This window comes from Acinetobacter sp. SW-226 (assembly GCF_055632855.1).
Genome location: NZ_CM145752.1, coordinates 1,569,966 through 1,585,396, shown reverse-complemented (window position 1 = coordinate 1,585,396; position 15,431 = coordinate 1,569,966). Strand labels below are relative to the sequence as shown.

Below are 15,431 nucleotides of genomic sequence, written 5' to 3'. Positions count from 1 at the left end.
CAAAGATTTATTGTTAAACATCAATTTTTAAGCTAAACCCACAATCAGTGGACCCAGCAAGGTGAGGAAAACATTGGCCAATGCATAGGTAATTGCAAAAGGAACTGTAGGAATTGAATTGCCTGCTTTATCAAGCACTCCACCAAATGCAGGGTTTGCACTGCGTGAACCAGTTAAGGCACCTGCCATGACTGCGACATTGTCATAACGCAGAACATAACGTGCAAAAAGCATCGAAAGAATGAGTGGCACAACCGTGACCACTACACCAATCATAAATAATGACAAGCCACTGTCTTTAATGGTTTGAATGGCCTGTAATCCTGACTGTAAACCAACAGCAGCCACAAATCCTGCAAGACCTAGATCTTTAAGTAACTGCGAAGCGGCTAAAGGCATATTGCCATGAACTTGATTTCGGCTACGTAACCAACCAAACAACAGACCTGATAAAAGTGCGCCACCGCCAGCACCAAGCGTCAGCGGAACATCACCGATACGCACGACAAATAAGCCAATTAATAGACCCACCACTAAACCCGCGCCATGGAAGATCCAGTCTGTTTTTAAGCTCTCTGGTAAGGCTTTACCTGCTTCTTTGACTAAACGCTCAAGATCACTTTTGGTTCCGTATACGGTCACCACATCGCCTTGACGCAACATGGTTTCATCATTTAAGAGTTGTGTTTCGTCTTGACGTTTAATGCCCAATACATAAATACCGTGTTTAAGATAATCAGGCGTCTTGGCTTTGACATCGCCTAGTGTTCGATTGATGTATTTAGAATTTCTTAAAATGACATCCGTCGTATCCATGACCATTTCCATGCCTTGGGACGATTGGAGTTCTGAACCAATATTCTCTGCAATAGAAACAACACTTGCTCTGCGACCGACAATGAGAACCACATCATCTGTTTGTAACGTAATTTCAGGAGATACATCAATAAACTGATCTTTACGTTTAAGCCGCTCAATGGTAATGCCTGATTTTTGGGCTTCTAATTCTTCAATTGTTTTTCCAGAGGCTTGTTGGACTTTATAAATCCGTCCTACAATTTCTGGCATCGCCAGTTCTTGACCTGGGGCAAGTTCAAAAGCACCTTTTAAACGCTCAGACTGCGCTTTAAGTGCATCATCATGAATTTCTCGCCCCATAAATTTCGGCAAGATGTTCACACAAATAATAATCGCACCTAGAGAACCAAAAATATAAGTCACGGCATAGCCAATTGCGACATTGGCTTGCAGTCGTTGAATCTCTGCCATTGGCAAATCTAAGCGCGAGAGAGCATCGCCTGCTGTGCCAATAATGGCAGACTGTGTCATACCACCTGCGGCTAAGCCTGCAGCCAAACCTTTATCTAAATCAAAGATTTTTGCCATAGCAAGCACGGTGATAAGTCCGCAAATGGCCATAAAGGCAGCCAGTAAAATTTCTTTAATCGACTGAGGTCCGAGAGATTTGAAGAATTGTGGACCACTTTCAAACCCAACTGCGTAAATAAATAGTGCAAACAGAATGGCTTTCACACCATTATCAACAGGAACACCAATCAAACTGAGAATCACTGCAACCAGCAATGATCCTGCGACACCACCAAATTGAAACTTACCAAATTGAAATTGACCAATCCAAAAGCCTATTGCCAAAGACAAAAACAATAGAATTTCGGGACTATGTTTTAATTCACCTTGTAGCCACTCAATCATATTATGGACTCACTTTTATTATTAGGCTTATTGTTAAAACTAAGAATTATTTTCCAACTGTTAAAATACGCCTCAGAAAATATAAATGCAAATATATTGGTTGTATTTATAAAAATGAATATTATTTATTTCAAAATTATTTAATTTTCATATCACCAACCAAAATAGTCGAAATTAATGTTTTTTCGTGTAACAAAAACCCCATGCAATATTTAAAATAATTTTTATTATATTTATTTTGTTTTTACATATTAATATAAATGTATGATTTATTTATTTTTAAAAAAAATCTTGTTTTAATAATCCATTTTTTATATTGTGATTTAGTTCACAACTAGAATTTTAAAATTGCTCGCATCCTTGCGAATTTTACTCAACCATATTTTGTAGCTACTTTGAAGCCCTCAAGTTTCGAAATTGAACTGTGCAAAAAATATAGAAAGTGCATGTTGCGCAATTTCAGCATCTTGAAAAGATTTTGCACCTGATACTCCGATTGCTCCAACCAATTGCCCTTCATACATAATCGGTTCGCCACCTTCGAGCATTCCCGAAAAGCTTTGCATGCTCAGAAAACCCATCTGCCCAGATCGAATCAAGTCTTCAAATAACTTTGATGGGCGACGACTCATTGCTGAACATTTGGCTTTTTCAATACATAAATTTGCTGTCATAGGCGATGCTCCATCCATTCGCTTCATTGTCAGTAAAACTCCTGTTTCATCTACAACAGCAATACTTACATTAAGTTCATGCGTCTGAGCATAATCAAAAGCATGACTTAGTATAAATTCAGCATCTACCAACGTTAAACAATGTTTGATTTTCATTTTTCATTCCTCCAAATACCTAATACAAAAAAGCCCATCAATTAAGATGGGCTATATAATGATAGAACTGAAAATTTACTTCATGCTGGCAAAAACATCTTTTGCGGCCTGAAGAGTAAATTCAATGTCTTCATCTGTATGTGCGGCAGAAATAAAACCTGCTTCAAATGCTGAAGGTGCAAGGTTCACGCCACGGTCTAACATGCCATGGAAGAATTTACGGAATGCGTCGATATCGCACTTGAGCATCGAGTCGAAGCTGGTAATGTCTTCTTGATCGGTAAAGTACAAACCAAACATACCACCTACTTGTTGTGTTTTAAAAGCAATACCTGCTTCATTGGCCGCTACTTGTAAACCAGCAAGAAGTTTTTCTAGCTGCGCTGTCAATTTTTCGTAGAATCCCTCTTGGCGCAGGTGCTTAAACATCTCAATCCCTGCACGCATTGCAAGTGGATTCCCCGACAATGTTCCAGCTTGGTAAACTTTACCCAGTGGAGCAATACACTCCATCACTTCTCGTTTACCGCCAAATGCACCAACAGGTAAGCCTGCACCAATAATTTTGCCCAAGGTGGTTAAATCTGGGGTCACGCCATAGTGAGCTTGCGCACCGCCTAGCCCAACACGGAAACCTGTCATCACTTCATCAATGATAAAAACAGAACCATATTCATCACACACATCACGAATCGCTTGCAAGAATCCATCAATTGGTTTCACAAGGTTCATGTTTCCTGCTACAGGTTCAACAATCACCCCTGCAATCTCGGAACCAAACTTAGCAAAGCACTCTTTTAAGGTTGCAATATCGTTATACGGAAGTGTGAGCGTATGTTTGGCAAAGTCAGCAGGAACGCCCGCTGAGGTGGCTTCCCCCTCACCATTGGTTAACAAGCCTGAACCCGCTTTGACCAATAACGAGTCTGAATGACCGTGGTAACAGCCTTCAAATTTGACAATCTTGTCACGACCTGTGTAGCCTCGCGCAAGACGAATCGCAGTCATAGTTGCTTCAGTACCTGAATTGGTCATACGTACCAACTCAATTGACGGCATAATTTCGCAAATAATGTCGGCCAAAGTCGTTTCATGTACAGTAGGTGCACCAAAACTTAAACCATCTACCGCAGCACTTTGTACAGCTTTAATAATTTCAGGATGAGCATGACCTAAAATCATTGGTCCCCATGAGCCTACGTAGTCCACATAGCGTTTACCATCCACATCATACAAATACGCACCTTGCGCCTTTTCAATAAAGACAGGCGTTCCACCTACACTATTAAAGGCACGTACAGGTGAGTTCACACCACCTGGAATATGTTTGCTAGCTTGTTTAAACAATTGTTCTTGCTTTGGAGATAAGCTCATGAAATTACTCAACTCAAAAAATAAAAAGACATCTAAAACACTTAAGCTTTAGATGCAAATAAATCAGCCCACTGTTCAATACGATCGGGAATCGCAGACATTGATCGACCTAATATATCACTAATCACTGCGCAAAGGTCGGCACCCGCATCAATCACTTCACTTGAATTTTCAACTGTTAAACCGCCAATTGCACAAATGGGCACATTCAATCTGGCTTTGGCTTCTTTTAAAGTCTCCAAACCAATATGACCTGCTTCTGGCTTGGTATGAGTTGCATATATTGCACCAAAAGCCACATAAGTTGCCCCTTCAGCAATCGCTTTTTCAGCAAGTTCAATCGAGTTTAGACAAGTACGACCGATAACCACGCCTTGAGGCAAACGGGCAACAGCTTCAGCAACTTCACCATCATCTTGTCCCAAATGCACCCCAACGCCGTACTTAACCGCCATTTCCAAGTCATCATTAATCACAAAAGGAACTCGATATTCAGCACACATAGCTTTCATGTACTCAACTTCATAGTCTTGCTGTTCTTTGGGTACTTTCTTACGACGATATTGCAAAATCGCAATTTCACCAGTTGCCATCGCACCCTCCAGCTTAGCCAAAAGTAGCTCTAATGGATCATCATTTGTAATTAGATATAAACCGCGCATTTAATTCTACCTTTGGGTTATGTTGTTCTATTATAAAGCTAAAAATCAATCTAACCTTAATGAATTGACATTGAAAACATACTGCTTTGTACAAAAAAGTCGCGACTAAACAAGTGCCGTCTAAAAATACCTATTATCAGTGATAGCCACCCCAACGCTTTCGCAGTTTAATGGATACATAAGGTAACAAGAACAAAATTAAAATAACAACTTCATAACAAGAATAAGAGATGAGCAGCGATCTAAACGGCTTTTTAGCTTTTTAAACCAGTGATGTTCAAACAACATCATAAAAAGCTAAAAAGCCGCGTATTTTATTTGAATATGACATAAAAAAAGCCTAGAGAAGGTCACTCTAGGCTTGGAAAACTCAAAGCAAAGATAAGCTAAATGTGCCTACTTGCAATAAGATGAAAATATATACAACGACTTCATTATTAGAACATTCACTTTAACATTGCAACTGTTAATTTCGGGTTGCGACGAATATTTTCATCATTTGGTCATAAAGTACTTCACTCACTTGGAATTTTATCCAAAGTACGATCTTGTAAGCTAAGGTTTCCGCGTAACACATCGAAGAACATGCGCCAATCCGAGATAAAACTATACACAGGCTGTTTAAAACTGGCTGGCTTATTTTTTTCAAAAACAAAATGACCTACCCACGCACAGGCATAGCCAGAGACTAAACCGTATACAAAATAACGTGGTTTGCGTTTAAGTATGGCTTTAGAGAAAAAGTACAGCCCCATCGAACTGCCCGTGACATGCAACCGACGGCTCATGATGTTACGGTGTTCTGTTAGATAAAAACGATAAAACTGCTGAAAGTCCTTAATCGGCAACTGAAAATTAGGTTCTACATCACGTTCCTGTTTCGGTTCAACCTGTGCATTCATCTGTCATCATCCTGATGGTTTTCTACCAACATAGCCGAAAATGTTCAGTCTGCAAAGTGCAATCGCCTCTAAGAAAGTTTCCAATAAAAACAGAATTGTTTTTTGATCAATCTCTCACTGCAACTTTGTTTTATTGTGTCGTCAAGTCTTACATACGGTCTCTTTTTCGCTACAATTCAGTTGTCCATTGGTGTGCCTTTAGCGCACATAAAACAAACTACAGATCATGCATCTAAATACATAAAGGCTTGGCACTGACCTAGCCCCTCGAATTAGGAATTTTTCATGGTTGAAATTGAATTAAAATTTCAGATTAGCGAAGCACGACGTACCGCCCTTCTTAAAGCTTTAGATCCTAAAAAATCTGAAAATATTCAACTTCAAGCCAAGTATTTTGATACGCCTGACCGCCTTTTGGCTCAACACGGCGCTGCTTTGCGTCAGCGTCTCGAAGGCACTTGCTGGATTCAAACACTCAAAGCCGCAGGTAAAAGTCATTTACACCGTTTTGAACATAATCACAATTTGGGTGAGTTAGAGTCATCTCCTGAACTCGACCTCAGTATTTATGAAGCTATTCCAGAAGCTCAACAGATTTTAACCCAAGCTTTAGGATCAGATGCAACTGCGTTAAAGCTCACCTTTGAAACGGACATCCAACGTACCTATCGCGTTATTGAGTTTGAAGATGCTGAAATTGAAGTCTGTTTGGATGTCGGTGTAGTTCGTGCATCTGGTCGAGAACAGACCATCCATGAAGTAGAGTTTGAACTCAAATCAGGCTCTGTGCAGTCGCTTTTGGCTTTTAGTTTTGAATGGGTGAAGAAGTATCAACTGTGGTTAGATGTTCGTAGTAAAGCCGAAATGGGTAACTTACTGGCACTTGAGCAAACAGTGAGTCCAGCGCGCTTTGAAAAGGAATTTATCTTATCAAAAAAAGAAAGTGCGGCACATAACCTGAGTTTGCTGATTGGTCAGCAAATGCAGCACTTACTGCCCAATATTGCCGCAATTTCGGCAGGTGTTGCTGAGCAAAGTCATATTGATCAAGCACAAACTGCTTTAGAGCACTTACAACTAACGCTAGCGTTATTCAAAGACTGGAATAGCAATATTTCTGATAAATGGGCAATGCAACTGGGCGCATTTAAGCATCAATTCGACCAACTACAGCATTTGCAACACATGCAAGATACCTTAGGTGCATTTTTACAAAATCCAACCACAACAGAAAATCTTGCTAAAGACATATTGTATGCTCAAGAAAAGCTTGGAAATTTAGTTAAATCGACCCAAAACGTCCATCATTATCTTGAATTATTAACGTTTAGTTTAAGCCCACATGATCAAGTGCAAAAGCAAGATTTAAAAACCTATGCACATAACACCCTGCAAAACCAATATCGACAGCTACAAGAAAGCTTAAATGCTGCGGATATTAGTCACTTTGAAAGCTTAGATGTATTGGCACAGAAAATTAAGGAACTGAAGTTTAGCTTTCCTATTTTAACGTCAATTTATGATGTGAAAAATTTGCAGAAATACAGTAAAGCGTTAAATGACGCCCAACAAGCCGCACATGAATATCAAATCTTAGCGACTTCTGCTGCGTACATTCAACAGACAGAACTTGAAGCCAGTGATTGGTTTGTTTTGGGCTGGCTCACAGCAAAACTTGAAGTCTATGCAGATAAACTTTTAGATGCCACAGAACAGTTCTTAATCAGCCGTAAATTCTTGAAATAACGCTCTGCATACCATAATAAGCAGTTATATTAATATATGACTGCTATCGCCCCTCCACAAGACCTGAAAAGTCGTAAAACCACGATAGAAAATCGTGGTTGTTATCTTCCAAACCACTAATTTATCTATGGCAAAACGGCCTATCATCAGAACAATACAGGTTATATCCATTTTTATTCTTAAGAAGTAAGGCGATACATTCCTACTCAATGCAAAGTTATCGTCACTTCACGGCAACCATCAGTACTTATTAATCCTCATACATTTAACTTCCACCTCATTATTTTAAAAGTGACCTCTATCACACTGTTTCTGCTCTTTTAGCTTATATTTATTCAAAATTGGTCTTTTTTTATTCGATTTAGCATATAGTTAAATGCAGGTCGTTATGAGTAAGCGCTATGCAAGAGATTGAGTTTAAGTTTCAAGTTCCAGTTAAGAAGCGTAAGGCCTTACAAAAAGCTTTTAGCTTGCTCAAGGCTGAACCGATTCATCTGGCAGCACAATACTTTGATACAGCTGAACAAACCCTTGCTAAACATTGCATCGCGATTCGACGTCGTCAGGAAAATGATGAATGGAAACAAACCTTCAAAGCCGTGAACAACGCTAAAGCGCTGAGTCGATTTGAACTTGAATTTGATATAGCACCACCTGAAACAACGACTCTCGACTTACATAGCTATGATGCTTATCCCGCTGTCTATAAACAATTAAAGCGCGCTTTGGGGCTTCCACTTCCAACCCTTAAGTTGCTCTTTGAAACTAACATCCAACGTTTACGTGTTTTGCAGGATGTTGGGAACAGTACAGTTGAGATTGCACTCGATATTGGAAAAATTTTTAAAGAACAAAGCAGTGTAGATATTTTCGAGATCGAATTTGAATTAAAACAAGGATCTATAGAGGAGCTGATCGCATTTATACGTCCTTGGATTCAAAAGTATCAACTGTCGCTCGACACACACAGTAAATCTGACTATGGACTTCTAGCTGTCCGTCAGCAAAGTTACTTTTCTGCGCAGTATCAAACATCTCTTGCACTGAACAGAAGCTCAAGCGAAGTTGAGGCTCTGCAAAGCATAGTGGCCAATTGCTTACAGCACCTACTCCCTAATGCTAGTTCAATTGCGCGACAGCAGTATACCAGTGAACATGTCCACCAAGCCCGCGTGGCAATCCGCCGCTTGCGTACCGCACTGAAAAGTTTTTCTGCATGGTCGGACGCCATTCAACCGCACTGGAAAATGGGACTCACCACTATTTTTCAAGCCTTAGGTGGAACCCGCGACATTGATGCCTTAAATGAAGATTTACTTCCTCAACTGATTGAGGCAGGTTATCCATTAGATCATCTTGCGCCAAGTACAGAAGTCATCACTGATATCTCTGCCCTATTTCAACGACCCGAAACGATGCAACTTTGGCTTGAATTGATTTTATTTACAGAGCAAAAACTAGATTCGCCTTCAAAAGCCAAACTGAAAAAGCATGCACTCAAAGTAATCCATGCTTTACACGATAAAATATGTGCATATGCCGAGCACTTTAGCCAGCTTGAGGATGAAGAAAAACACCGTATTCGCAAACAAGTCAAACAACTGCGTTATAGCATTGAGTTTGTGGCGTCTTTACTCGATGCAAAAGCGTTAAAAACCTATTTAAAAAAACTCAAAGTAGTGCAAGAAAGCTTGGGATACTATAACGATTTGGTCGTTGCAGAAGCCTTATTTCAACAAGCTACAGAACCCAATGTTGCCTATAGTTTTGCTGCGGGCTGGATTGCTGCGGAAAAAAATAGAATGCTGAAATTGCTTGAACAACAACTGATGCAGTTCAGTCAAACCAAAAAGTTGAAATAGACGTTTAAATCAGAACACACATCAGCAGTGAAAGCTTCTTCTATAAGTGAATTCTGCCAGCACCTAAGTTAGCGATACTTGCCGTATACTTTCCACGTGTTGTTATCTGCGAGTGGATCATTATAACTATCGCTACGCTGTTTACGTGGTTTGTCTCGCGCATCGACCAACTCAAAGTGTGCTTCGGTACTTAACACGATACCATTTACATAAAATCGGGTACGGGTATATTCACTCTGCCCATGCTGAAACACATAGGTTCTGAGGTCAATAAACTCCCTATGCGCAACCAAGGCTGCGTTATCATCGCTGTCTAACCAAGTGCGCATAGCTTGGATTTGCTCGGGTTCAAACTGCCCACATTTTTCGATTAAGCTCGCAATACCGCGAAAACTTTTAGACTCTTTGGCACGGGTTTTATTAATCCGAATACGATCGACGTGAAAATAAAATAGCGGTAAATTCAAATGACTGGGTAAATGAATCGCGTCCAGTACCTCATCTTCCATAAAGGGTTGGAATAAGTCTTGCGCCCGCTCAATCAAACCCGTCCACTGACGGTAGTAGTCTTCGACCTCTGCTTTTGTAGCGTAATAGATCGGTAAGCCTTCGACATTGGCCAAATTTTGTGGTGGCCAAATGTTTTGACGCAATAATGCAATATCACTTTTTAAACTTTGTACCGCAATCGCATCTTGCATGAATATTCTCTATTTTACTGCTTAGGCTATTTTTAGATTAAGGCAAAGGTTTAGTTTCTGCAAGGCTTTGCCTATAATGCAGTCTGAGTTATTTATGTATTTTAGGACAAGTTCATGGTTCAGAAGATTGAAGCAACAGATGTAACCGAAGAAGAAGCGTTGAATGCTAAATTCTTTGAACATGCAGATGAATTTATTAAGCAAGCAAACGATTTTTGTCGCACTGAAAAAGGTTCACAAGTGAAACCTGCTGAAATGCGTGGACAAGTGAGCGCAGCAATGTTGTTTGGTACAGCCCGTTTTAACACGTGGGTAGCAGCCAACAACTTTAAAGATGGCGACGAAATGCGTGATGCCAAAGAGCAAGTCATGTCTTATATTTTACAGCAATTCCAAATGATGCTTGAAGACAACTATGATGAATATTGTGAACAGTTTGAAAACTATCTTCGTTTCCGTCATAACGAAGAATTTCATGCCAATAAGCATGACCACAAACACGATCACTGATCAATCAAAGCCTGCCTCGTGCAGGCTTTTTTCATTTCGTCGTATTTGAAATGAAATACAATGTTGCAATACCTCAATTTGCAGTAAGGTAATCCTGAAAGAATATAATTTAGGGAAAAACATGCAGCATTTGGACTTTGCACTCATTGATCCGCACATTCACCAGTGGGACCCCTATAACACGCCACATGCAGCGGCTTTGGCAGTCAAATTATTGGGCAAGCATCCTAAGCTTTTGGACAAAATGGTTCGTTTGGTGAAACCTAAAGATCTGATTGAAACCATCGGTCTAACCCGTCATATTACACATCCTTATTTACCTCATGACTATAAACACGATACTGGCCCATACACAGTAGAACAAGTGGTACATGTTGAAGCCAGTTGGCATCACAGCAAAGGCAAAGGTGTGGTTGAGGAAACTCAGTTTATTGAGTCTTTAGCTTTTGGGGCAGATACGGTCAAATTGGGTGGCATTGTTGCAACAGCTGATCCGCGTGATCGTAACTTTAAGAAGATCCTAAAATTACACCATAAAGCTTCACCACACTTTCGTGGTATTCGTAAAATGGCGTCTTTTCATGAAGATAAAGCAATCCATGCGTGGACAGATGAGCCACACTTATATCGCAATAAGAAATTTCTCAAAGGCTTCGAAGTACTGTCCCAATACAACTTGAGTTTTGATGCTTGGGTTTATTCCACACAGCTTGAAGATGTAATTTATCTGGCCAAGCAGTTCCCAGAAACTTCTATTGTGCTGGATCATTTGGGTACACCCGCAGGTTTATTTGGTCCAATTGGTGCAAATACAGGGATGACACAGACGGCACGGGAAAATATTTTCTTCCGTTGGAAAGATGACTTAGCTGAGCTTGCAAGCTGTCCAAACGTCTATACCAAAATGTCGGGACTCTTCATGCCAGTATTAGGACATCGTTTTCATAAAGAAGACCGGCTGGCGTCCAGACAAGAAGTCTTTGATCTGGCACATCCCATGATTACGCATGCCCTCGCCTGTTTTGGTACCTATCGAGTGATGTTTGCCTCTAACTTTCCGATGGATTCGGTCAGTACATCGTTGGTCAATATTATTGATGCCTTTAGTGATGTCGTCGCAGCCTATGACCCTGATGCTTTAGAGCGCGTATTTCATCACAATGCCAAACAGTTTTATCGGCTTGAATAGAAAACTGCTTCATAAGGCTTATAACAAAAAACCCCTCTATATTGAGGGGTTCTTTTTAGGTGAGAACTGAGATCTTTACTTTTTCAACGCTGGCTGCGCTTTGCCATATTGGTCAGCCATCACTTCAACCAATTGATCCAGCTGAATATATTTCTGAATCACCGTATCAACATCAGCCTTGCTAATTTTTGCCAATGCTAAATCGCGTTGCTCACGATCCAGTAAAGTACGATTGCGCTTCATTTGAGGAATCAACATACGATGGATATTGCGACTATCTTCAAGTGCAGTCACACGCTTTTTCAAAATATCAGCTTTCGCAGCTTCGACTTCCTGTTCAGTAACGCCTTTTGCCAGTAACTCATTCAACACTTTATACACGGCTTGAGACACTTGAGCCGATTTGCCTGCGCTATAGTTTGCGTCAATTGTCAGCGCTCCTGACTCCGTCCAGTCATCGAGTGAAATGCTGCTGCCAAAACCATAGACCAAAGCATTCTTTTCACGTAGCTCTTGCGCCAAACGAGAGGACAACTGCGACTCACCTAAGATGTGCTCGAGTACCTGCAAAGCAGGTGCATCTGGGTGATACGTGCCCACAGGGAACGTCATAATGCTCTGATAGCTACCAAACTCACGCTGCTCTGACAGCGCGTGTACCCGCTGCGCTTTATATGCCGTAAAGTCAGAAGTAATCCGCTGATAAGGCGCTGCCGAATTCCAGTTTGCAAAGGCCTGATTTAAAGTCTTTTTCATCTTTTTCGTATCAATCACACCCGTCACCGAAATTTGTGCATGATTCATCGCAAAAAATTGCTGATACAGCTGTTTAACCTGTGCTTGTGTTGCAGCCTGATACTGCTTCTTGGCATATTCAGGCTCGAAGTGATGGCGAATATCCCCAATTGGATAAGTTTCAAGTAAACGCGCAATGGTTAAAGCTGCTACAGTTTCAGGCTCAGTATACGGTCGATCTAGACTTGCTAAGCTTTGTGACTTAATCAAATCAAACTGGCTTTGTTCAAAAGTTGGATTTTTAAGGACATCTACAACAAAGTTAAAAAATTCATCAAACTTTTCTTTCTTCGCCACGATTGAAATATTGATGCCGTTACCATTACTTGCTGCACTTGCACCACCGCCAGCATCAATAGAATGATCAGCAATATCTTGCAAACTATATTGAGTTGACGCTCTGAGCAGTAAATAAGAAGTTAGGTCTAATAGCTCGGCCTTATTAAACAAACTTTCTGCCGCACCAAAGTCAATCGAAATGGTGGCATAGGTCTTATCGTCACGCGTGGTACTCGGGTACAATGCGTATTGCATACCATTTTTTAGCTTGCCACGCTGAATTTGTTTTTCAGCACTTTCTAAATATTGCTTTGAACTTTTTACATATCCAGCCACTTCTGCCTTATACACACTTGCATCTTTCAATGGCTCTTCAGCAACGGCTTGCTGATCTAAAGTTTTTGTAGGCGTGGCTGCTGCCGCTTGTTCAAGTGCTTTTTTCTGATCTTCTGGGGTTGGTAAGATAGTGCCTGAAATACGATGCTCAGGCACTAAAAAGTCATCTAAGCGTTGGTTCACATCAGTAACGCTGAGCTGTTGTAACTGTTGCTGATCTTTAAAGTATTGTGTCCAATCACCGTTGGCAGAAACCACGTAGTCACTGAGCATGCCACCGACTGCCGTTGCACTACTGAACATGCTTTCTTGTGAATTTTTAATCATGCTCTTCACACGGTTAAGCTCAACCTCGTTGAATTTTGGTGTTTTTTCGACCCCATCAACCAAAGCCGACTCGACTTTTTTCACATCATGGTTGGGTGCATAAACTGCGCCCATAAACACCATATTAAAATCTTGATCTAACCATGTGGTTGACTGAACTGCTGTCGCCGTTCCCGTCTCTACAATATTTTGGTACAAATGCCCGCTGGGTTGCATGGTATATAAATACGGTGACACCGCCAACGCAGTTTTAATGTTCTCGTTTTTACCATTTAGGTAAATATTGTATTTGGCGAAGTTACTGCCTTTTTTCACCACAAACTGGCGATCTTTAATCTTGCTGGCATCTAAGACAGGTACTTTAACTTTCGCAGGCACAGCGCGCGCTTGAATCGCACTAAACTTTTCATCAATCTGTTTTAGTACAGCAGCTTGGTCAAACTTCCCTGAAATGACAAATACCGCATTATTCGGTGCATACCAATCACGATAAAACTTATTCAGCTCAGCCATTTTGATTGACTGTAACTCGTTTAAATCACCAATCGGTAAACGCCCTAAATATTGATTGCCATAAGCGGACTTCCACATCTGATCCATAAGTACCGAAAAAGGCTGATCCATACGGACTTCACGCTCGCGTTTTACAATCGCGATTTCAGACGGTACATATTTTTCTTGGAGCACCAAGCCATCCATGCGCTCAGCTTCAAGATGAATCAGCTCATTAATCGCATTTTGTTCAGGACGAACCACATTAATATATTTGGTTGAATAATAATCTGTACTGGCATTATTCATTAAACCGTACTGATCTAAACGGCGCTGAAACTCATCTCCCGGAACATTTTTAGTTCCCTTGAACGCTAAGTGTTCCAATAGATGCGCTAAACCGCCCTTTCCTTTAGGATCGTTCAATGAACCAGTCAAATAGACCATATTCATATACACTTTATTTTCTTTATCGTTTGGCGCAAGAATAATGCGTAAACCGTTATCTAATTTATATTCTTCAATTTTCTGTTCCGATTTTACCAATACGGGTTGTGCCCATACTGTGCCCCCAAAGCCAAGTAGCAATACCGACAAACTCAATGTTTTAAAACGCATTAACATTATTTTTCCAAATAATTCGACAAAATATGAATGATTCTCAACATCATAGAGGAAAGTGAAATTATTTTTATAGTAATTTGGTGAAAAACAGCATTTTAATCAATGCTTATTTTTCACCAGTAGTTTTATTTTAAGAGAATTACAACTTAATCTAAGTACAATTCAGCCGTCATATATAACTTGGCATAGCCAGAAATTTGGATCCGTGTTTCAGACTGAATATCGCAGTAAAGTAATCCTCCACGGCTCGATGCCTGATAGGCAAGCAATGAGGTTTTACCCAACTTCTCCGCCCACAAGGGTGCAAGACCTGTATGCATGGAGCCTGTCACAGGGTCTTCATTGATGCCTTTATGCGGTGCGAAATAACGCGCGATATAATCATAATCTTGCGACGTTGAAGTCAAGGTAACATCTAAGTTTTCAGCGGTAATCGCCGTACTGACTTTATGCTTTTCTGCCATTTGACGAATTTTATCTAAGTTCGGTTTGGCATCCTTAACTGCCTGCTCAGACTCACAGACTAAAATATAAGCCTGTGGGTTTAAATAGACTTCTTTAATTTCACAATCGACCAACTCATGAATTTCCGCAGGATAGTCTTCTAACTTTTGCGGTGCACGAATTGGAAAATTCATATGAATCTTGCCGTCAGCATCTTGATCAATGATAAAAACACCCAAGTCTTTGACATGAAACTGGATACGTTTAGCATCGGTATAATCACGAAACAGAACGAAACTACTGGCTAAAGTCGCGTGCCCACAAAAGTCCACTTCAACCTGAGGAGTGAACCAGCGAATTTCATAGTTTTCAGCATCAATTACTTTCACAAAAGCCGTTTCTGCCAAATTATTTTCCAAGGCAATATTCTGCATCAAATCTACTGCTAACCATTCATCACGCACAATCACAGCGGCAGGATTACCTTTGAATAATTCAGTTGTAAAGGCATCGACTTGATACATTTTCATCGTTTTTCTCCTAAATTGAGGCTTTATTTTGCAAAAAACTGAGTAAAAAAGTAGATACAGTTTTTAGTCATTTATGGATACACGCCCAATAAAAAGAAGCCTAATCATTAAGATA

The 15,431-nt window shown here is 40.4% G+C and carries 12 protein-coding genes; 4 read left to right on the top strand and 8 right to left on the bottom strand.

All coding sequences use genetic code 11. The annotated features are described in order from the left end of the window. Nucleotides 1-27: 27 nt before the first annotated feature. The 5 genes from aspT to ACZ8ZH_RS07635 form a co-directional block, all read right to left on the bottom strand. Entirely contained in the window at nucleotides 28-1,713 is a 1,686-nt protein-coding gene (gene aspT / locus ACZ8ZH_RS07655) for an aspartate-alanine antiporter (RefSeq protein WP_119063389.1), read from the bottom strand. A 404-nt stretch (nucleotides 1,714-2,117) separates the two neighbouring features. After that, on the bottom strand, nucleotides 2,118-2,543 hold the full coding sequence (locus tag ACZ8ZH_RS07650; protein ID WP_086210192.1) for a GlcG/HbpS family heme-binding protein: 426 nt from the start codon (nucleotides 2,541-2,543) through the stop codon (nucleotides 2,118-2,120). A 75-nt stretch (nucleotides 2,544-2,618) separates the two neighbouring features. Then, nucleotides 2,619-3,917: a glutamate-1-semialdehyde 2,1-aminomutase gene (hemL, locus tag ACZ8ZH_RS07645; protein WP_086210193.1), complete on the bottom strand. Its 1,299-nt coding sequence runs from the start codon at nucleotides 3,915-3,917 to the stop codon at nucleotides 2,619-2,621. 41 nt (nucleotides 3,918-3,958) lie between these two features. Beyond that, nucleotides 3,959-4,579, bottom strand: a complete 621-nt coding sequence (gene thiE, locus ACZ8ZH_RS07640) for a thiamine phosphate synthase (protein ID WP_086210194.1) — start codon at nucleotides 4,577-4,579, stop codon at nucleotides 3,959-3,961. Nucleotides 4,580-5,094: 515 nt separating this feature from the next. After that, nucleotides 5,095-5,481, bottom strand: coding sequence for an Mpo1-like protein (locus ACZ8ZH_RS07635; protein WP_086210195.1), 387 nt, complete (start codon nucleotides 5,479-5,481; stop codon nucleotides 5,095-5,097). Nucleotides 5,482-5,766: 285 nt separating this feature from the next. Between ACZ8ZH_RS07635 and ACZ8ZH_RS07630 the strand changes: the two genes are divergently transcribed. Both ACZ8ZH_RS07630 and ACZ8ZH_RS07625 read left to right on the top strand, forming a co-directional pair. Next, nucleotides 5,767-7,227, top strand: coding sequence for a CYTH domain-containing protein (locus ACZ8ZH_RS07630; RefSeq protein WP_119063388.1), 1,461 nt, complete (start codon nucleotides 5,767-5,769; stop codon nucleotides 7,225-7,227). Between the two features lie 401 nt (nucleotides 7,228-7,628). Then, nucleotides 7,629-9,089 (top strand): CYTH and CHAD domain-containing protein, encoded by a 1,461-nt coding sequence (locus tag ACZ8ZH_RS07625; protein ID WP_119063387.1) that lies wholly within the window; start codon nucleotides 7,629-7,631, stop codon nucleotides 9,087-9,089. 68 nt (nucleotides 9,090-9,157) lie between these two features. Here ACZ8ZH_RS07625 and ACZ8ZH_RS07620 read toward each other — a convergent pair whose 3' ends face one another. Next, complete coding sequence (locus ACZ8ZH_RS07620; RefSeq protein ID WP_086210198.1) at nucleotides 9,158-9,790, bottom strand: hypothetical protein; 633 nt, start codon at nucleotides 9,788-9,790, stop codon at nucleotides 9,158-9,160. A 114-nt stretch (nucleotides 9,791-9,904) separates the two neighbouring features. Between ACZ8ZH_RS07620 and ACZ8ZH_RS07615 the strand changes: the two genes are divergently transcribed. Further along, a complete protein-coding gene (locus ACZ8ZH_RS07615; RefSeq protein ID WP_470247897.1) occupies nucleotides 9,905-10,300 on the top strand; it encodes a DUF3144 domain-containing protein in 396 nt (131 codons plus the stop codon). A 121-nt stretch (nucleotides 10,301-10,421) separates the two neighbouring features. Further along, entirely contained in the window at nucleotides 10,422-11,489 is a 1,068-nt protein-coding gene (locus ACZ8ZH_RS07610; protein ID WP_119063386.1) for an amidohydrolase family protein, read from the top strand. Nucleotides 11,490-11,564: 75 nt separating this feature from the next. Here ACZ8ZH_RS07610 and ACZ8ZH_RS07605 read toward each other — a convergent pair whose 3' ends face one another. Then, nucleotides 11,565-14,342, bottom strand: coding sequence for a M16 family metallopeptidase (locus ACZ8ZH_RS07605; RefSeq protein ID WP_119063385.1), 2,778 nt, complete (start codon nucleotides 14,340-14,342; stop codon nucleotides 11,565-11,567). Nucleotides 14,343-14,488: 146 nt separating this feature from the next. Further along, a complete protein-coding gene (locus tag ACZ8ZH_RS07600) occupies nucleotides 14,489-15,316 on the bottom strand; it encodes a PhzF family phenazine biosynthesis protein (protein WP_119063384.1) in 828 nt (275 codons plus the stop codon). Nucleotides 15,317-15,431: the final 115 nt, after the last annotated feature.